The 18,124-nt window shown below is 60.6% G+C and carries 18 protein-coding genes; 4 read left to right on the forward strand and 14 right to left on the reverse strand.

The window, feature by feature from the left end; translation table 11 throughout:
- The 5 genes from KGZ40_00005 to KGZ40_00025 form a co-directional block, all read right to left on the reverse strand.
- On the reverse strand, window positions 1–445 hold a 445-nt coding region (locus KGZ40_00005; protein ID MBS3955904.1), incomplete at its 3' end, for a 4Fe-4S dicluster domain-containing protein.
- A gap of 56 nt (window positions 446–501) precedes the next feature.
- The gene (locus KGZ40_00010) at window positions 502–3,234 is read right to left on the reverse strand and encodes a molybdopterin-dependent oxidoreductase (protein MBS3955905.1); all 2,733 of its coding nucleotides are present in this window, start codon (window positions 3,232–3,234) and stop codon (window positions 502–504) included.
- A 4-nt stretch (window positions 3,235–3,238) separates the two neighbouring features.
- A complete protein-coding gene (locus KGZ40_00015; protein MBS3955906.1) occupies window positions 3,239–3,931 on the reverse strand; it encodes a molecular chaperone TorD family protein in 693 nt (230 codons plus the stop codon).
- Window positions 3,932–3,965: 34 nt separating this feature from the next.
- The gene (locus KGZ40_00020) at window positions 3,966–4,535 is read right to left on the reverse strand and encodes a hypothetical protein (protein MBS3955907.1); all 570 of its coding nucleotides are present in this window, start codon (window positions 4,533–4,535) and stop codon (window positions 3,966–3,968) included.
- Between the two features lie 25 nt (window positions 4,536–4,560).
- Window positions 4,561–5,367 (reverse strand): hypothetical protein, encoded by an 807-nt coding sequence (locus KGZ40_00025; GenBank protein ID MBS3955908.1) that lies wholly within the window; start codon window positions 5,365–5,367, stop codon window positions 4,561–4,563.
- 425 nt (window positions 5,368–5,792) lie between these two features.
- Here KGZ40_00025 and KGZ40_00030 point away from each other — a divergent pair, with 425 nt between their 5' ends.
- The 4 genes from KGZ40_00030 to KGZ40_00045 all read left to right on the forward strand — a co-directional run bounded on the left by KGZ40_00030 (window position 5,793) and on the right by KGZ40_00045 (window position 9,473).
- On the forward strand, window positions 5,793–6,713 hold the full coding sequence (locus KGZ40_00030) for a PhnD/SsuA/transferrin family substrate-binding protein (protein MBS3955909.1): 921 nt from the start codon (window positions 5,793–5,795) through the stop codon (window positions 6,711–6,713).
- Window positions 6,710–8,278, forward strand: a complete 1,569-nt coding sequence (locus tag KGZ40_00035) for a HAMP domain-containing histidine kinase (protein ID MBS3955910.1) — start codon at window positions 6,710–6,712, stop codon at window positions 8,276–8,278. The genes KGZ40_00030 and KGZ40_00035 overlap by 4 nt, the downstream gene beginning before the upstream one ends.
- A gap of 3 nt (window positions 8,279–8,281) precedes the next feature.
- The gene (locus tag KGZ40_00040) at window positions 8,282–9,037 is read left to right on the forward strand and encodes a response regulator (protein MBS3955911.1); all 756 of its coding nucleotides are present in this window, start codon (window positions 8,282–8,284) and stop codon (window positions 9,035–9,037) included.
- Between the two features lie 94 nt (window positions 9,038–9,131).
- Window positions 9,132–9,473, forward strand: a complete 342-nt coding sequence (locus KGZ40_00045) for a hypothetical protein (protein ID MBS3955912.1) — start codon at window positions 9,132–9,134, stop codon at window positions 9,471–9,473.
- A gap of 4 nt (window positions 9,474–9,477) precedes the next feature.
- Here KGZ40_00045 and KGZ40_00050 read toward each other — a convergent pair whose 3' ends face one another.
- From KGZ40_00050 to KGZ40_00090, 9 genes are read right to left on the reverse strand one after another with little or no spacing between them, the layout of a single operon-like run.
- Window positions 9,478–10,119, reverse strand: a complete 642-nt coding sequence (locus tag KGZ40_00050) for a V-type ATP synthase subunit D (protein ID MBS3955913.1) — start codon at window positions 10,117–10,119, stop codon at window positions 9,478–9,480.
- Between the two features lie 9 nt (window positions 10,120–10,128).
- Window positions 10,129–11,646 carry a V-type ATP synthase subunit B gene (locus KGZ40_00055; protein ID MBS3955914.1) on the reverse strand — a complete coding sequence of 506 codons (1,518 nt, stop codon included), beginning with the start codon at window positions 11,644–11,646 and terminating at the stop codon, window positions 10,129–10,131.
- Window positions 11,570–13,324 (reverse strand): V-type ATP synthase subunit A, encoded by a 1,755-nt coding sequence (locus KGZ40_00060; protein ID MBS3955915.1) that lies wholly within the window; start codon window positions 13,322–13,324, stop codon window positions 11,570–11,572. The genes KGZ40_00055 and KGZ40_00060 overlap by 77 nt, the downstream gene beginning before the upstream one ends.
- Complete coding sequence (locus KGZ40_00065) at window positions 13,324–13,656, reverse strand: V-type ATP synthase subunit F (protein ID MBS3955916.1); 333 nt, start codon at window positions 13,654–13,656, stop codon at window positions 13,324–13,326. The genes KGZ40_00060 and KGZ40_00065 overlap by 1 nt, the downstream gene beginning before the upstream one ends.
- Window positions 13,649–14,746, reverse strand: a complete 1,098-nt coding sequence (locus tag KGZ40_00070; protein ID MBS3955917.1) for a V-type ATPase subunit — start codon at window positions 14,744–14,746, stop codon at window positions 13,649–13,651. Before KGZ40_00070 ends, KGZ40_00065 begins: the two co-directional genes overlap by 8 nt.
- Window positions 14,743–15,321 (reverse strand): V-type ATP synthase subunit E, encoded by a 579-nt coding sequence (locus KGZ40_00075; GenBank protein MBS3955918.1) that lies wholly within the window; start codon window positions 15,319–15,321, stop codon window positions 14,743–14,745. Before KGZ40_00075 ends, KGZ40_00070 begins: the two co-directional genes overlap by 4 nt.
- A gap of 35 nt (window positions 15,322–15,356) precedes the next feature.
- Window positions 15,357–15,689 (reverse strand): hypothetical protein, encoded by a 333-nt coding sequence (locus KGZ40_00080; GenBank protein MBS3955919.1) that lies wholly within the window; start codon window positions 15,687–15,689, stop codon window positions 15,357–15,359.
- Complete coding sequence (locus KGZ40_00085) at window positions 15,686–17,683, reverse strand: hypothetical protein (GenBank protein MBS3955920.1); 1,998 nt, start codon at window positions 17,681–17,683, stop codon at window positions 15,686–15,688. Before KGZ40_00085 ends, KGZ40_00080 begins: the two co-directional genes overlap by 4 nt.
- A gap of 37 nt (window positions 17,684–17,720) precedes the next feature.
- Window positions 17,721–18,095 (reverse strand): hypothetical protein, encoded by a 375-nt coding sequence (locus KGZ40_00090; protein ID MBS3955921.1) that lies wholly within the window; start codon window positions 18,093–18,095, stop codon window positions 17,721–17,723.
- Window positions 18,096–18,124: the final 29 nt, after the last annotated feature.

The following is an 18,124-nucleotide window of genomic DNA, read 5'->3' on the forward strand; positions in this document are numbered from 1 at the left end:
AATCACTGCCCTTGTCAACCCAGGCAAGCGCTTTCGCATGACACGCCTCAACGCAACGAGGGCCAGATGGCACGCCCGCAGCAACGCTAAACCCAGCGCATGCGTCACACTTATCCATTTTCTTGGTGTCCGGTTGAAGCACCATGGCACCGTACGGACACGCCCACTCGCAGCGACGACAGCCTACGCACGCGGATGTGTTCAGCGTCACCACTCCGCTGGCAGCGGATTTGGACAACGCGCCCTTAGGACACGCGGCCACACATGATGGCTCCTCACAATGGTTGCATGCTATCGAAACGAACACGCGGGAATTCGCGATATCCCTTGTGTAGACGCTGCGGCGGCTGACACCGCTCGGCGAAGCGTAACGAATCTTGCAGACCGCGACACACGCCTTACAGCCAACACACCTCTTGAGATCTACGACAAATCCCTTCGCCACCGGTTATGCACCTCCTTCGTGATCCATTGCACGCATGCAGCGCATGCAACCCGACACTACGCTCTTGCGATTCGTACCTTGACGTCGGTCATCAGAGCTGATGCCGAGGGATCGCGCCGTGCAACCTGAATCGGCAATGGCAACGCTGTGACGAGCGTGTTGTCGTTCGCCCCGACACCGGCAGACGCATTGAGTCCAAATGCTCTCTGTGTCTGATTTCCAAGCGAATCAAGCGCCCTCGAATGCGACAGGGCCCACGTGCCCCAACCATGCGGTATGAGGATGCAGTCCTGGCGGATGTGCTCGGTCACCCTGATAACGCCTCGCTCTCTCGCGCCCGGAATCTGCGGTGTGGTAATTATGACCTCATCGCCTTGGACGAGACCGAGAGCGGATGCCGAGGTCGGGTGGATCTCGATCCGTCCCTTGTCCGACAGCTCGACCATCAACTCATCAGCTTTACCCTCGGTATGGATGAGCATGGGTTCACGATTCGTCAGCAGCCAGAACTCTCCCAGTGCCGGATTCGGAAGTGTGATGGCTCCCGTCCCCACGCGAGGAGGCGCCCACCCCGGGAAACGCTCGATAAGCGTTGCCGCACCATTAGCGTCCGGCACTGTAGCGTAGGCGCTCGTAATTCCGGCATGAGCTCGAGCGCGTACATCCAACCGCACCCGACTTGCGGTGCTAAGCGCCGAGTAGTCGACCCAGACGGGTGCCGTTGCAGGCGTAGGCCTGATTCCCGTCCTGTCACCGGCGATTCCCGCACGGGAGGCAAACGTTGTCATGCTGGTTACGCCTGAATCCCACCCCAGCGCGATGGAGGGTGCGTGAACAGCCAGGTCCGCCAGTCTCCGATTGTTGAGCGCCCCGCCGCTCCAAGCCGGTCCTGTCAGCAACCCGTTGGTCGTGAAGAACATCCTCAGGCTGTTTCGATTGGTCATGAAGTTCGGGTTTGCCGTCGCCCATGCGGGATTGGCGGCCGCCCGTGCATCAGCGTAGGCTTGACACGCCTGCTGATACGTATTCCTGCCGACCACCACCGCATCCGCGGCGACTCCGATTTCCCTGATCGCACCAGCCAAAGAGACCGACTGCCCGATCGTGGTCGTGATCGAGCGCTCCTGGAATGCCACGTACCCATAGTTGCTCATCGCCTGGGTCCCACCGCTTCGGACCAGAAAATCCCTCTCGTTGTACGAGGGCTCAGGGAGCAGAACGTCAGACATCCACACCCCGGCATCGGCGTAGTAACAGTGGTTGACGATGAAGCACTTCTCGAGCGCCCGCACCGTCATGTTCGTGTCGCAAGAGATAAACGGCGTGTTGTAGTGGTGATTGAATACCCAACGGACGGGATACGGATGATCCTTGTCCATCTGGTCAAAGCCGGTTTCAAAGGAGCCGTGGTCGGGCGAAGTACCGGGCCACCACTGACGGAAATCGCCGCGCGGAAACGCCTGCCCGGTCGCAGGGTCAACTTCGTGAGCGGGAAAGCCGCCCGCCGGCAGCGGAAACGCGGTGTTGACCCCTGTCCACGACGGAAGCTGCCGATCTAACAGATTGCCTCCCCGCCGATCAATCGAGCCAACCAAAACGTCGAGCACCACAGTAGCGTACGCCTGGCGCCACGAGTTCTCATAGTTTGGCCCTGCGGCGCCGTCACGCTTGTGGCTCATCACATGAGGGCGATGATCCGTGTAGACACCATCGTTGGTGAACTCCAAGGCGACTTGAAGGATGTCAGCGGCAGGCACACCGGATTTCGCTTCTGCCCATGCGGCGACATCCGCGACACTTGCTGTCGACGTAAGTTCACCTGCGGCAAACCCATTCGTATCCACGAAGGCACGGAAATCGGTCCAGTCGGTAGCGTTGACATAGATGTCGATGAAGTTCGCGTTCCACTTCTGGTTAGCCACTATCCACTTGATCATGGCCCACATGACCGCGAGGTCAGTTCCCGGCTTGATCGCGTAGTAGCGACCACCGTAAGCGAGCGCCTTCGCAGCCATGTTGCTCAACCGCGGATCAAAGACCACCGACTTGGCCCCATTATCAAGCGCCTTGATCACGCCAGCGACCGTTGGGTTCTGGGCACGCCCTACCTGGTCATGACCGAACGAGAGCAGATACGTGGAGTGCGCGTAATCATGCGTCCACGTACGTCCGCCTCGGGCGATTTGGGGCACCATTGCCGGCCATGCCCATGTGTACGTGGTAAAACACGTCGACTGGTGCGACATGTGGTTCGGCGTCCCCAGTGCGTCCCTGAGTCGATTGACCCAGTCATTCCGGCGCGAGAGAACCATCGCCGCTTTCGGGCCATGCTGCTCTATCGTCTCCAGCAGGCTCTTCGCGCACAACTCATATGCCTCGGCGAAGCTTATGCGCACGAAGCCCGGGTCCTCGTTGGGACCCTTTCTAGGGTTGGTGCGCTTCATCGGGAACAGAACTCTATCTGGACTCAGCGCCTTCTGGGGACTGCCGTACCCCTTCACGCATAGCGTTCCCGTGCCGTCACCAAACTGATTCGAGCACGGATGCGCTGGGTTTCCAAACACTTCGTACCGCCCGCTGCTCACTCTGCCGATGAGACCGCATTGCGAGCCGCACATCCGGCAAATCCCTACCGAATCCCTGAACACCGAACTCGCTCTAGCTTCCTGGGCCTCAACGAAATACTTGGTCGCGCCCGCGCCAATGCTCGCGCCGACGCCCAACGCGCCCATCAGTTTAGTGAACGAGCGCCGTGACATGGGACGTGTCAAGGGTGTTGTGGTGGACATCAATCTACCTCCTCACTTCTTCTATTCGGCCTTCTAATCCGGCTAGACAGACGTCTATGCCAAGCATCTGCGCATCCACTCTCAAGAACTCTGATCCGACACGTGCCGCATCGGCGTAGAACTCGGCTCGCGGGTCGGCCGCGACCCTGTCGAAGAACCTGGGAATCCACGTCATCACGTGTGTCCCAAGGTAGTTCACAAGCACATCGGGGAAGCTGTTCGCTGTGTTCGCTGAACCGCTTCGCGCCACGCGGCCGGATAGGACCGATGCAAAATAGAGCTCGGCGCCCACATGATCAGCCAGCCATATGTCTTCCTCGCGCGGAACCAGTCCTTCATCGTGGTAGCAGTCGAGAACATCGCGCCACGCGTCACCCATCAGGCGGGGCCTGTCACTCAGCCAACACGAAGCGTTCGCGTAGATCCTGTCGTGGCCGCAGAAGAGTCGTGCGTACTCGATCGCAACACGCTCGACAAGTCCTTCATCGCACGCAACCAGGGTGGCCGCGACTCTGTTGGCAGACTCCGGTGCGATTCCCGCCTGGGCGAATGCACGCAATGCGTGTCCACCTTCGCCGCCGCCGATCGAAAGCGCATCCTCCACTCCGAGTTCGCGTTCAAACAAACGTCCCAACAGTGCGTAAGCGACCTCTCGGCCCGTCGCCTCTTCCTTGATCGATAGGATCGTATCGTTCATGCTCGGCATCTTTCATGACTCCAGTCTTTGGAAGTCAGAAACGGTTCGTTTCCTCAGCCGCATAGAAGTCCAGGCCTCCATGACACTTGGTGCAGTAGGTGCTGCTGCGAGTAAAAAACCTGTTCACGTTGTCCACAGTGGCATGTATGGCTTGCGGATCGACGTGGCATCCCGAAATCGTGCACCCTCGCGGATCAGTGAGCGCAAAGTCGATTCCGCCGTGCGCGTTCACGGTGAATCCGCCGTGACACCCCAGGCACGACTCGGGATCCACCTGCTTACCCATGGTCGCCCCATCGGCATCCCACGTATTCGTCGACTGGTGACACGACGCGCACCCGTTGGCAGATGTCTGGTAGGTTAAGAATGCCGAGTACAGGTGACGCTTGTGGGCAGTGAATGTCTGTGGATCGAGTGATCGCTCGAGAGCCATCTGTCCGTGACACCCAATGCACTGCGCATTAGTCACAGTGGCGGAGTCTAGATGCGCCGCATGTGAGTTAACCCCGGCGAAACTGGCGATGACAGCAGACGCCCCGAAGCCCGCGACAAAGACCGTACCCGCAATAGCCATGACCAGTAGTCGGCTACTCAGTGTAGACATGAGTCGAATCCTCCTTTCCGGTTCACTAGGGCAGGAGGCCGGCGACGTGACATTGGAGGCACAATCCGTCGGGCTCCATCGTCAACATCGCATCCGTGTATGACGTGTGCGGAAAGTCTGCTGTAGTTGTTGTGGCGACACTATTCCCATGACACGTCAGACACGCGTAGTCCGGGTGGTTCCGATGGACGTCCCCCGATGCCCTCCTGTCGTGACACGCCGCGCACCAATCTCCGCCCTGGGTAAGCCACGATCCCGTGAGGGTCGCACTCAAGTCTTGAGCGGAATGATTGGGTCGAGACGACAACAACGCCGGACTGAAAGTAGCCGGCATCACGTTCCCAAAGGCTCCATGAGGAGTGTGACAGCTGGCACAGTACAAGCCCCTTGTAGCCGTGAAAGCGGTCGCGGAAACGGTCGCCGGATAGCTCAGGTACTGGATCGCCGTCAACGCCCCGCTGCCGCCGGGAATGTGGTTGTTCCCCAATCCAAGCCGGTGGCCTTCGTGCGTGAGCCGATCAGAAATGGGCACGTTGTATGCTGCTAGGTTCGGTACCGCAGCAGCGGAAGTGCCGGAGAACCCGGGGTCATAGGCACCCGTGGGCGCCGACTGATAGAGGGTGTGACACGTCGCGCACACGTCGGTGACGGTCGTCTCCCTCATAAGCACGTAATCCCCGGAAGCCTCATGCATATCGTGACATTGCAGACATGAGTCCGTCGCCATGCTGTAGCCACCGTGCGGGATCGTCGAGCCATCGGCCGCGAATACGACGGCGACGGACGACGAAGCGGCAAGCATCAGCACAACCGCGATAATGGTCGCTCTCATAGTTCACCTCCCGTTCGCTCGCTGGTCAGTTCCCGCGTGATGCGCAGACGGTGCCCACACACCTCCCTTCGGGGGTCTTTCCGGTGTTCTCGACATCGAAATAAACACCGGAACGCCTGCAGCGTCTTCATGGTGTCACGAGGGCAGGCCATCGCCGCCCCGTGGACCGCTACAGATGATGAACTGCGGACAGGCGGTGACAGAATGCGTGTCCGGAACGCGAACCGACGATTGAGTGGCCTGCTCGCGCGGCCTGGGCGGCGGTGACCGTTGCGACCCGCATGCGAGGCGGCTCCCACCGCCGGAAGGCCTGCGGCTGATATGCTAGGACTACGACTGATCGGTGGGCGCATCGTACGCTCGCAACAATCACAACGTCTTCTCACACGTAGATGACCCGGACCTGAACTGAAAGGAACAGGGGCATGGACGCGAGGCGGCTGCTGCGGCTTTCTTTGGCAACTACAACAGCGATGACGCTGGTGTTACTTGCGTTCATTTCGAGCGCGGGGAACAGTGTGGACTCCTCCGTGACCGAAGACTCACCACCGTCAGGCCGATCCCTCACCATCGCCGTCACACGGCTTGTCGGCGGTTGGGCCGCATGGCCTTCGTTTACAGAGGCGCTCGAACATGTCAGCCAGTCTACCGGGGTTCCGATCCAAGTAAGATTCCTGGCCCCGGGCGAGAGCGCTGAGGACATCTTTGCTGAGGACAGCGATGTGGATGCGGCCTTCATGTCGACATACGCGTTTCTGTTGGTCCGAGAGAAGAAAGGGGACGTCTCCCACCTTGCGACGCCGATCATCCGGGGGCGGACGTCTGAGCGGGCCGTGTTCGTCGTACATGCCAACAGCCCATACCTGAGCCTGCAGGAATTGAGGGGCGCCCGTCTGGCGCTCTCCCCTCCCGGCGTGGGCGGTTCGATACCTGGAAACGCCTATGCACGATGGCTGCTGCAGCAAGAGGGGCTCGGTGACGCAGAGGAGTTCTTTCGCGAAGTCGACGAGACATCCAGCCAGGATGCAAATCTTCAACTGGTTCTGAACGGTTCAGCCGATGCGACCACGGTGAGTCTTAGTCAGCTCGCCTCCTGGCCACAGGGTTCCTTTCGAGTACTCCACTATTCTGAGCGCTTCGCCATGCCTCCCTTTGTCGTCTCCCCGGAGCTCAGTGACGCCGAAGCCGAATGGATCATCGATGCGCTGGTAAGCTACACACCGGACGGCGATGACGCGATTCTCGGGGGATTCACGCGACCGAGGCAAGAGGATTACGATTTCCCCTATATGCTCCTACGTTTCGCCCGAGACAGAACTGCGCCTATGGAGAGCGCCAAGCAATGAGCAGTACATCCGTCGCGCGTGAAAGAAAGAGCAGATCTCTTGCCCTTCGATTCGTGCGCATGACCATCCTAGGGCAAGCTTTGTTCGGCGTCATGCTCGGTCTCGGTGCCGGCGCGTACGTCGTCGTTTCGGACTATCGTGCCCGGTATGTCTACATGGAAGATGTCGCTGGCGCCATGGCGGCGAGCTTGATGCCGATGGTGATCGACCGAGACATTCCCGCCGTACAAGGGCAACTAGGGATCCTGCAGTCCCTCGCTGGACGCGGAGACATAGTGGGCATCGAATTCTCTGACACCTCTGGCCGTGTTCTGGCGACCATAGGCGACCTGCATACAGTGGACACCTCGCCAGCTTCCACGCCCATCATTGACCGGCTCTTCGGCCCGCACTCAATTAGGCATCACATCGCTATTGGTGACGTGCACTACGGTAGTGTACGGCTCGCGTTCGGGGAACGCTCTCTCATCGAGACGCTCGGTGCTGCGATGGTGGTCGCGCTACTGGTCACCCTGTCAGTCGTGTTGGTGTCCGCTCTTTGGTTCTCCTGGCTTACAGTGCGGACGGTGATCGAGCCAATCCAGGCCATTCAGACGGCGGCGCGGCGACTGGCCGACGGCAAGCGTGACATATTCTTGGGACTCAAGAGGAACGACGAGATCGGATTGCTTGGGGACTCGATCGAGAACCTTGCGCAGCAGCTGCAGAAAGGTGAAGCGGAACTGCGGGATGCTCTCAGGGACGCCCGGAAAGCACAGATCGGTGAGGCTCGGTTGCGAAAGAAGACCGAGGAGGAAGCCCAGCTCAAATCTGACTTCGTGGCGGTCATCGCTCACGAACTGGGCACACCATTGTCCGTGGTGACCTTGTACAGCGATGTATTGGTTTCCAGCAGGGAGCGCGAAGCCGATGAGGACTCCGCAGAGGTGATCGATGGCATCGCCGCCGCCGCGTCTCGACTGAACTCCATCGTCAATGACTTGCTGGACACGGCGCTGCTCGATCGCGGAGTGATGCGGATCACGATGAAACCGGTCGATCTGGCCGAGGTCGTCCGCGAAGCGGCGAAGGATGCTGCGCGATTGAGTGACACTCATGACTTGCGCGTAGATCTTGGTGCACCCGATCGACCCGATCGGCCATTACTTGTACACGCTGACAGAGTGCGAATCCGACAGATTCTGGATAATCTCCTGTCTAACGCAACCAAGTATTCGCCGACCGGAAGCACAGTGACAGTCCGGGCTTTCCGCGACAATGATGATGCTGTCATCCAGGTGGAAGACCAGGGGCCAGGAATTCCCCACGCAAGCCGGTCAAGAGTGTTCCAGATGTTCGGCCGTCTGGATCATAGCGACAATCGCGACACAGCCGGTTTAGGTCTCGGGCTCGCGATCAGCGCGAGGATCGCCCAGGCCCACTCGGGGACACTCGGCTTCGAAGCGGGAAACGGTGGCGTGGGAACGGTGTTCACCCTGAGTATTCCTCTTCTCAGCACCGATGAAATCAACCCCCAAGGCCATGGACCGTCGACTGTAAAGATCATTAAGGAAGCGGAGGTGTGAGAAATGGCTGAAGAACATCCGGTTGCCGGCGGCGGAAAAGTGCTGATTATCGATGACAGCGTTGACCTTCTCAAAGGGCTCCGTATGGTGCTTTCCAGAGAAGGTTATTTGGTCGAGACACTCAACAAGCCCGCGATGGCCATGAGTGTTGTTAAGAGCACCCACCCTGACCTTTTGATACTTGATGTAATGATGCCGGAGGTTGACGGCTGGCAAGTCCTCCGTAGCGTCAGGGGCGATGCTGACACAGCAAACATTCCGATACTGATGCTGACCGCCAAAGGCTCACCTGAGGCCAAAATCTCGGGTTTCACTCTGGGAGCCGACGATTATCTGGTCAAACCCTTCGAGATTTCTGAACTCAAGTGCCGCATCGCCGCCCTGTTGCGACGCTCGGTGGACCACCAAAACCCCTCTCCCGCAGAATACCTGTTCCCCGGCTTCCTAGGCTCAGGCGAGTCGTTGCTGATTCCCTCAAGAGATGTCTACTTCGTCGAAGGAGCAAAAAACTACACGTACGTGCACACCTACGACAAGAAGTGCCTGAGTCGCTTGACGCTAGGAGAGGCGACCGCGGCCGCTCCGCATGGCTTCATGAGAGTCCATCGATCGTACTTGGTCAACCTTGGAAGAATCGCATCCGGGAGGTGGGCTTCCTCCTCTCTCTACCGGGTAACCCTATCTGATGCCGATGGGACTCAGATCCCAATCAGCCGAGGGTTGGTCAGCCAGATCAGAACAGCGGCAGGACTGAAGTGAGCACGGGCTCCTCCATCGAAGACATCTCCGCACCCTGTCAGCCGCAGGAACCAAACCTCTGGCCGCGAAGACTAGAGCGAGGGAGGTGGTGCCGATGACGCCCAGGCGCCCGGATATCTCAGACGAAGATCTCGGCATGCGAGCATTCCAGCTTCGCAAAGCGCAGGCGACCGAGCGTGCCATCGACCGTGTCCGCCACGGACTCGGCGCTGAGTGGACGTCACTCACCGGCGAGGAGATCGCCCAAATCGAGTGGGTACTCGGTGAGCTGTGGGCGTATGCCGCGCGTGCCGACTGGGACGACCTGCACTTCGGCAGCTTGCGGATGCACGATATGCGGCGGATCCTCGTCTTCGGCCGAGAACTGCGGACCCACTCACGTAGCGCGGTCGACGTCCTGCAAGACGTCGCCCAGATCGTGCGAAACAGGAGCTGACGCGCTACCGCACGGCCTTTCTGCGCTCAATCTTCTTCTTGACCTTCTTGAGCCGGAAGAGATCCTCACGCGCGCGCTCGTCGAGCGTCTGGCGGATATACGCGACCTGCTGACGAAGTTGCGGCACTGTCACCTGCTCGAGCGCGTTCACACGCCGGTTCGTCTTTTGGATCTCCTCGCCTAGCCTTTTGAGCCGCGTCTCGATGTCGGCATACTCGATGATGACATCGAGTATGCGCTCGAACTTATCGGCGCTCTCGTCCACGCGGGACGACACTCCCGTCACCGCGTAACCCCGCGTAAACGACGACCGGATCGGACTCTCGCCTTTCGTTACCACAGGTACCGAGACGCCCATGATCTTGGTCCCGGTCATGTCAACGACGATCTCACTCGTCGTCGCCATGCCCGCGCTCCTGAGAGCGACCGTTCCGTCGACCGCCTTGGCGACCGCGAGCGAGTACTGCGCCTCCGAGACGGTCTTTTGGAGTGACTCGGAGAGCCGAAGCGTCTCGTCCATCACTCCCATGAACTCGATGAGCAGGGCGTCGCGCTTCTGCTTGAGCAGGTCCATGCCTTGCTCGGCAAGGGTGATCTGCTGTTTCCTCTCCAGTAACTCGGCCCGCGTAGGCCGCACCTCTTCCATGTTCGCTCCTTAGAACCGGACGTTGAGCCCCGCCTCCGCGGAGACGCTGGGGTGATACTTCTCGATGAAATCGCGGACGCGCTTGAGCTCACTCATCGGCAGCCCCGCCATGAGCTCCCACCCTATATCGAGCGTCTGCTCGATGGTGCGGCCTTCATCGCCCTGGCCTACGATACGCTTCTCGAACTCGTCAGCGAATCGCAGGTATGCGCGGTCGCTGTCGGAGAGCGCCTCTTCACCCACTATCGCGACAAGTTTGCGCAGGTCGCGGCCTTGCGCGTACGCCGAGTACAGCTGGTTCGCCACAGCCCGGTGGTCGTCGCGCGTCTTGCCCTCTCCAATGCCGAGGTTCATCAGGCGCGATAGACATGGAAGCACGTCGATGGGCGGGAACACCGCACGGCGATGCAACTGACGGGAGAGCACGATCTGCCCCTCGGTGATGTAGCCGGTGAGGTCAGGGATCGGGTGAGTGATGTCATCATCGGGCATCGACAGGATCGGAAGCTGCGTCACCGATCCCTTCCGTCCCTTGATGCGCCCCGCGCGCTCGTAGATCGTCGACAGGTCGGTGTACATGTAGCCGGGATACCCGCGCCGGCCCGGAACCTCTTCACGCGCGGTGGACACTTCACGTAGCGCCTCACAGTAGTTCGTCATGTCCGAGAGAACCACGAGCACCTGCAGGTCCTTCTCGAACGCGAGGTACTCGGCCACGGTCAGCGCGCAGCGCGGGGTGAGAAGCCTCTCGACAGTGGGGTCATCGGCGAGGTTGAGAAAGAACACGACACGCTCAAGTGCGCCGGTACCCTCGAACTGAGACATGAAGTACGCGGCCTCCCGATGGGTGATCCCCATCGCCCCGAACACGATCGCGAACTCCTCGCCGCTCTTGACGCGAGCTTGACGGATGATCTGCGCGGCGAGCTCGTTGGCGGGAAGGCCCGAGCCCGAGAAGATCGGCAGCTTCTGTCCGCGCACGAGCGTGTTGAGTCCGTCAATGGCACTGATGCCCGTCTCGATAAAGTCCGCCGGCTTCTCGCGGGTGTACGGGTTGATCGGCGCTCCCGTGATGTCGAGGCGGGCCTCCGGGATGATCGGCGCTCCGCCGTCGATCGGCTTGCCTGTCCCGTTGAAGATCCTGCCGAGCAGATCCGGCGACACGCTGACGCGAGCGACCTCTTCTAAGAACCGCACTTCGGTCGCGTCAACGTCGATTCCTTGGGTGCCCTCGAAGACTTGGATGACCGCCGTCTCGCCACTCACCTCGAGAACCTGCCCGCTGCGACGCCCGCCGTCCGGCATCCTGATCGAGACCATCTCGTTGTACGCGACCCCGCGCACGTTTTCCACGAAGACGAGTGGCCCCGTGACGTAGCTGATAGTCCGGTAGTCCGTTGAGACAAGTGAACCTTGGTTCCCGCGTGCTTTCGCCGTCGCTGGCGTCACGTCAGTACACCTCGATTCCGGCGATGTCCTCGGCGATGCTCTTCGCCAGTGCGGGCAGGTTTTCGATGGCCTCGTCATGGGGTGTCGTCTTCATCATCGCGATACGCTCTTTGTGCGGCAACTCAAGCACCTGCCTGAGCGACACTCCCCTGTTGAGCGCCCCCACCGCCGCATCGTGAAAAGCGAGAACCGCCTTAAGCATCAGATACTGCTTCTCGGGCGGACAGTACGCGTCGATGTCGTCAAACGCGAACTGCTGGAGGAAGTCCTCGCGCAACATGCGCGCGATCTCCAAAATGATCTTCTCGGATTCGGGAAGCGCGTCCGGGCCGACGAGCTGGACGATCTCTTGCAGCTCGGTCTCCTTCTGCAAAATGCCCATCGCCCGTTCTCGCATCGCGTGCCAGTCGCTCGCAACGTTCTCCTCGTACCACGTGCGCACTTGGCCGAGGTAGAGCGTGTAGGACTTGGTCCATGAGATGGCGGGAAAATGCCGGCGATGCGCAAGCGACGTGTCGAGCGCCCAAAACGCGCCGGAGACGCGCAGGGAATTCTGCGTCATCGGTTCGGACATGTCACCACCAGCCGGCGAGACAGCGCCGACCATCGTGACCGAACCGGTCCGTTCATCACTGCCGAGCGCGCGCACGCGACCCGAGCGCTCGTAGAACGCTGCGAGCCGAGTTGCCAGGTACGCGGGGTACCCTTCCTCGCCGGGCATCTCTTCGAGCCGACCCGAAACCTCACGGAGCGCCTCTCCCCACCGCGAGGTCGAATCGGCCATCATCGCCACGTCGTAACCCATGTCCCGGTAGTACTCGGCGAGCGTCGCCCCTACGTAGATCGACGCCTCTCTCGCGGCGACCGGCATGTTGGAGGTGTTTGCCACGAGCACGGTACGGTCCATCAGCGGCGCTCCGCTTCGCGGGTCCTCCAGTTCAGGGAACTCGACAAGGACCTCTGTCATCTCGTTTCCCCGCTCGCCGCATCCCACGTAGACGATGATGTCGACATCCGCCCACTTGGCGAGCGATTGCTGAGTGACCGTCTTGCCCGTGCCAAAGCCACCAGGGATGATCGCGTTTCCGCCGAGCGCTATCGGGAAGAGCGTGTCGAGGATCCGCATCCCGGTCATGAAGGGACGTGCCGGGTCAAGCTTGCGCGCGTATGGTCTCCCTTGGCGGACCGGCCACCACTGCGACATCGTGATTTCGGTGCCGTCTTCGAGTTTCGCGAGCACAGCGTCGACCGTGTACCCGCCGTCATCGGTCACCCATGCCACCGTTCCCGCGGCTGTCCCGGGGGGGACCATGACCTTGTGGACGATCGTCTGACCCTCAGGGGTCGTACCTATCACGTCGCCAGGAACAACGTGCTGGCCAACCGCGACCGTCGGCGTGAACTCCCATATCCGCTCGCGATCGAGGGCGGAGGCTACCGTTCCGCGCTCGATGAAGTCTCCACTTTCTGCGGCTATCACCGGCAAGGGACGCTGTACGCCGTCGTAGATCGAAGACAGCAACCCTGGTCCTAGCTCCACCATGAGCGGCCCCTCGCTCGACTCCACGGGGTCGCCGACGGTAAGACCTGAGGTGTCCTCGTACACCTGAACGGTCGCCTGGTCTCCTTCGAGCCGGATGACCTCGCCCATGAGACCTTCTTCACCCACACGGACGATGTCATACATCTTTGCGCCCAGCATTCCGGACGCGACGACAACAGGCCCGGTGATCTTGGATATCGTTCCTGCAATCATCAGCCTCGCCTCAGTGTGATGTCGAACCCGATCGCCCTGCGGATCAGGCGGGCGAGGTACGCCCTGTGGTCCTCGCCGATCTCAAGCTTTTCCTTGATGGGAAGTGAGATGACGATTGGCCGGTAGATGCCATCTATCTTGCGCTGCGTGCGCTCGTCGATGGCGGCCATCATCTTCTCGTTGACCGCGATGATGCCGCTCGTCTCATCATCGAGTAGCGCGTTGAGCCTCTTGCGGGCGGCCTCATCCGAGTCGGCTACCGCGACGTCCACGCCTGCCAGCCGAAAGCCGTCAGCCGTGTCCGGATCGGTTAACACGACGAGCTTATACAAGAATGAGCTCCTTCCTCACCCGATCAACGGGCATGCCGACCGCTTTGCCCTTCACTATGATGCGAACATTGGTGACCTCGTTTTGCTTGGCCCACAGATACGCGATGGCGACACCTACCCCAAGCGGATCGCCCTTCGCGAGCGCGAGGGTCCGGCGGGTCAAGAGATCCTCAAGCGCCCGCTCGAAGACCGAGATCGAGTTCGTCTCGAGAAAGGACATCGCGACATCGTCGAGAGTCGTGCCAAGACGGGTGCCCCGCATCTTGTCGAGCACCTCGTCCACATCGGACATCCGCGCAAGCGTGACGTAGAGATCAGGGGTGATCGTTCGCCCACCCTCCAGGAAGAAGCGGGTCGCGTCGACGCTCTCCGTGTCCTCCTTCTGAAGCCGGAACACCATGACGAGATTGGAGATGTCGATTTGCATCTGGAGGATCGAACGCGCCATCGTGGCGTTGGCGTTCCTGCCGCGCAACCGGGCACTCGCCCAGGCAGAGTAGTAGCGATCGAGGGCAAGCTCGAGCTCGGCAAGCTCTCCGCTCTTGAGATAGACCGCGTGCCCCTCCCTGAGCGCGGAGGCTATCGGCAGTCCCCACGTGACAATCGTGTCGACGACCGCACGGACGTCAGGCACGGACGCGAGCGCTTGGAGATCGACCGGCCCAAGAGTACCCACCGGGAGCAACCCGTCGACCAGCTCTTCGTGTCTGAGCCCCATCTGTTTGGCCCGCAGGAGCGTCTTGACGTTGAACACGTCCCACCTGCCGAGAAGGGTCGTGACAAGATGCTCGGCTTCTTCGTTTAAGAAACCGAGAACCTTCTGGAACGTTCGCACCATGTTGTTCTTGAGGGCCGCATCGACAGTTGTCGCGTTGAGCCCCTGGATCAGCGCCTCTTCGAGATCGGGGCCATACTCGGTTTCCGCAAGATCTTGCACAAGACGCCTCAAATCGGTACCAGCGATCAACGTGTCCAGGAAGTCGCGGCGCAACAGCCGCGATCGCATCCCGCGGATGCGCGCGTTTGAGTATCCGTAGTCCCCTCCGCCGGGACGGTGCCGGGTTCGCGTCTCGAGCCTCACCGAACTCATGAGAAGAGGATCTCCGCGACTTGTGACTCGATGTCGGGGCGAGCCTTCTCGAGACGATCTTCGAACGTGTTACGTCGCACAATCCGGCCGTTGCCCGTAACGACAGCAACACCCCCACTCGTCGTAGCGGTGGCCTCAACGACCGTCGAGATTCCTAAGGTTTCGAGCACCGCGCGCGCAAGCTCCTCGTCCGCGGGATCAATCAGCACCGTGGGCACGCCCTCGACACCCTCAAGCGCTTCAGCGATAAGCGCTCTAAACACGTCGGGATACCCTTCCGAGCGCCGCGCCTCGGCGAGCGCGACACCGGCGCGCTCGAAGGCCTCGTCGATCGCGCGTTGCTTGACTGCGGCAACCCGCTTCTTCGCCTCGAGACGCGCGGCGTTGGTCTCGCGCGCCAACCGCCGTTTGAGTACGCTATCAGCCTCGTCGACGCACGCGGCACAAGCGCGAGACGCCCGGTCCTCGGCGTCTGCGGCGATCGCTTCCGCCTGCAAGCGAGCAGCCTCGAGGATGTCCTCGCACTCTTGTGACGCCTGCTCTTCGAGTGCGCGGAAGATATCTTCAAGCGCCATCCAGGTCGTCCCCCTTCACGCACATCGCCAAAGAATCACGCGGGAGTGACTGGCATGTTGACAATCAGCACCGCCGCTACGAAGCCGAGAAGGACGATGATCTCAGGGAGCGCCTGCAACACGACGACCCACACCGCGACCTCGGGCCGCTCGGCGAGGGTTCCAGCTCCAGCCGATCCGATCTTTGCCTGAGCGTATCCTGCCGCGAGAGCGGAAAGACCCATCGCAAGGCCCGCGCCGATCGCCTTGGCAACGTACGACTGGTACTCACCAACCGGTCCCTCCACCGCCAACGCTGTCGCAGGCGCAAGCACCGTCACCAGGAACGTTGCGCCAAACACCCACCTAACACGTCTCTTGTCGATCATGCTATCTCCTCACCTCCGGTCTTCGTAAACGGGCTGTACGGCTGCTTGCCGGTCTCGTAGAACTTGCCGAAGAACTCGAGCAAGTTGAGACGCAGCGCGTGGATCATCGGGCTGAACGACGCTATGACTATGTGCAGCGCGTGCAACACGATTCCCACGAAAGCACCGAGGAGGGGGTTGCCTATGATCGAGACGATCTGGTTGATGGCATCGGCAAAGATCGCGCCCGCCAGACCGACCGCCATGATTCGTATGTAACTCGCGACGTGCACGAACGACTCGATCGTCTCGATGGCGCCCATGATGCCACCGCCCCTGATCGCGTAGATGAACCCCGCTGCCGCCAACAGTGCGACTGCGGTCTGCGCCATGAGCTGACCCGTCTCACCTAAGGTGATTTGGGCGCCCTGTTGTGCGAGTCCGATCAGTACGAGGACTGAGATGAGAACCGTCAGAACACCCGCGCGCTCGTAGAGGTGCTTCTTGTGACGCGTCCTTATCGCGTTAACGACCCCTATCACGAGCCCGAACACCACATGGAGCACCCCGACGACAAGTGCGATGATCATAAACGGCATGATCAGGTCGACCCTGTGAAACGTCGGGATCACCCCGAACCATGTGCTTGAATGGGTCGCGTAATCGACCTGGATCCAGCCGAGCCGATACGGCACGTCACCGAACCCCTCTCCGTATGCGAGACCAAACGCGACCACCATCGTCGCCGCTGGACCAAGGATGGATGTCGCAACCTGAACGAGCTCGTTGCCCCTGAACTTTCTTCGCAACCACAGAATCACACCGAGCATGATCAGCCCGTACCCGAAGTCCCCGACGATCATCCCGTAGAAGACCGGAAAGAAGATGAACAGCATCCACGTCGGGTCGACGGTTCCGTAGCGGGGTACACCGCGCACCTTTATGAGCTGCTGGAACGGTGCGATCGCCTTGGGGTTCTTGACCGCTACGGGCGTCTCGGCGTACTCCTCCTCGGTTATCTCGGTCCGGTTGACGATGATCCTATCGCCCCACCGGGATGCGATGGCACGCTCTAGCTCCCCGAGATCGGCCACCGGGATCCAGCCGTCGATGACGAAGGCGTACTCAGTACGGCCAAACTTGGGAATCGCCTCAATCTCGCAGATCTTGTCGATCATCACGTCGCGGATGACGGTGAGACGCAGGAGCCACCGTTTGGACATCTCCTCGAGCTCGAGCGAGACCTTCTCAATCTGCGCCGGAAGATGCGCACGGCGCTCCTTGAGCGTGTCGTACGCGACATCGAACGGCATGTTCTCGAACGCGGATGGAAGACGTATCTGATTTACGTTCTCCATCGCGAGGAACTTGTGTACGGGATCGGAAAACGTCTTGTTGAAGACGACGATAGCCGCCGTCGTGTCCTCGTCGACATCGGTGGAGACAATCTCGCACTGTTTGCGCGTGATCTTGTCGAGCTCACCTTTGAGGAGTTCCAGAGCGGACTTGTACCGTCGCTCGACGAGGAGCGCGACCGATTCGTACGCGCCGGTCGTGACGATCTGCTTCGCCAGAGGCTGAATCTTTTGCAGGATCGGCTCGTACCTGTTGAGCAGCCCGAGCTCAGATTCGAAGTTTGTGCGGGTCGACGCCAGCTGCGCGGCGTTGCTTTCGACTTCGCTCACTACCGAGGAGACCTCGCTCGCAAGCCCGCTCGCCGTGAGAGCGAACATCCTATCGTACTCGGCTCGGCGGCGTGCCGGATCGATAACCACCCTGTCATGCTCAAGAGCTTTGACGATCGACCTGACCCTGAGGAGCAGGTCTTCCATCTGCTCACGGTCGATCTCCTGTTGTTCGTGCACCTCCATCTGGTTGAGCGGAACTTGGCCGGCCTTGATCTTCTTGGAAAGGTCCTCTATGTGCAGCTTGCCCTGTTCGTGCAGGAGGCTGAGGACGTCGAAGAATTCGGACTTGGGGCCAATGATCTCGACCTTCGCCATCGGGACGAGCACGACACGCACCTCCCCGTTCACATCCGCCGATGTGACATCACGCCTTTCCGCGCACCACAGCCCCCACTATGAAATCAACACCCGTGTCGAAACGTGATCTGACAGCCTCTTCGAGGGCGGCTACGTCGCCGTCCGCCTGCGCAAAAATCCGAAGCGTCTCGCGCTCGATCTCGCTTCGAACTTCCACCTCCCGCTCTGCGGAAAGCCGCGAGCCCTCCTCTTGGGCCTCCTGAAGGACCGCAACCGCGCTACGGCGCGCCTCGGCGACGATCTCCTCGGCGTGTTTCTTGGCGGCAAGCACCCGTCCCGAAATCTCCATCTCTTTTTCGCGGATCAGATGGAGCGGCGAGTTGGCGTCACTGGCAACTGTCTCCGTGTGGAACTGGATCTCCTCTAACACCTTCTCGTCCACGTCCACCTCCCGCGCTCACGCGGTGACCC

It is taken from the genome of Clostridiales bacterium (assembly GCA_018333995.1).
Taxonomy (GTDB): domain Bacteria; phylum Actinomycetota; class Coriobacteriia; order Anaerosomatales; family SLCP01; genus JAGXSG01.

Bases quoted from the DNA above. Each gene is read 5' to 3' on its own strand.
- KGZ40_00010 (MBS3955905.1), bottom strand. From the start codon at position 3,234: ATGTCCACCACAACACCCTTGACACGTCCCATGTCACGGCGCTCGTTC.
- KGZ40_00080 (MBS3955919.1), bottom strand. From the start codon at position 15,689: ATGATCGACAAGAGACGTGTTAGGTGGGTGTTTGGCGCAACGTTCCTG.
- KGZ40_00070 (MBS3955917.1), bottom strand. From the start codon at position 14,746: ATGAGTTCGGTGAGGCTCGAGACGCGAACCCGGCACCGTCCCGGCGGA.
- KGZ40_00030 (MBS3955909.1), top strand. From the start codon at position 5,793: ATGGACGCGAGGCGGCTGCTGCGGCTTTCTTTGGCAACTACAACAGCG.
- KGZ40_00015 (MBS3955906.1), bottom strand. From the start codon at position 3,931: ATGAACGATACGATCCTATCGATCAAGGAAGAGGCGACGGGCCGAGAG.
- KGZ40_00035 (MBS3955910.1), top strand. From the start codon at position 6,710: ATGAGCAGTACATCCGTCGCGCGTGAAAGAAAGAGCAGATCTCTTGCC.
- KGZ40_00025 (MBS3955908.1), bottom strand. From the start codon at position 5,367: ATGAGAGCGACCATTATCGCGGTTGTGCTGATGCTTGCCGCTTCGTCG.
- KGZ40_00075 (MBS3955918.1), bottom strand. From the start codon at position 15,321: ATGGCGCTTGAAGATATCTTCCGCGCACTCGAAGAGCAGGCGTCACAA.
- KGZ40_00045 (MBS3955912.1), top strand. From the start codon at position 9,132: ATGACGCCCAGGCGCCCGGATATCTCAGACGAAGATCTCGGCATGCGA.
- KGZ40_00055 (MBS3955914.1), bottom strand. From the start codon at position 11,646: ATGACGAGGCCATCGAAAACCTGCCCGCACTGGCGAAGAGCATCGCCG.
- KGZ40_00050 (MBS3955913.1), bottom strand. From the start codon at position 10,119: ATGGAAGAGGTGCGGCCTACGCGGGCCGAGTTACTGGAGAGGAAACAG.
- KGZ40_00020 (MBS3955907.1), bottom strand. From the start codon at position 4,535: ATGTCTACACTGAGTAGCCGACTACTGGTCATGGCTATTGCGGGTACG.
- KGZ40_00060 (MBS3955915.1), bottom strand. From the start codon at position 13,324: ATGATTGCAGGAACGATATCCAAGATCACCGGGCCTGTTGTCGTCGCG.
- KGZ40_00040 (MBS3955911.1), top strand. From the start codon at position 8,282: ATGGCTGAAGAACATCCGGTTGCCGGCGGCGGAAAAGTGCTGATTATC.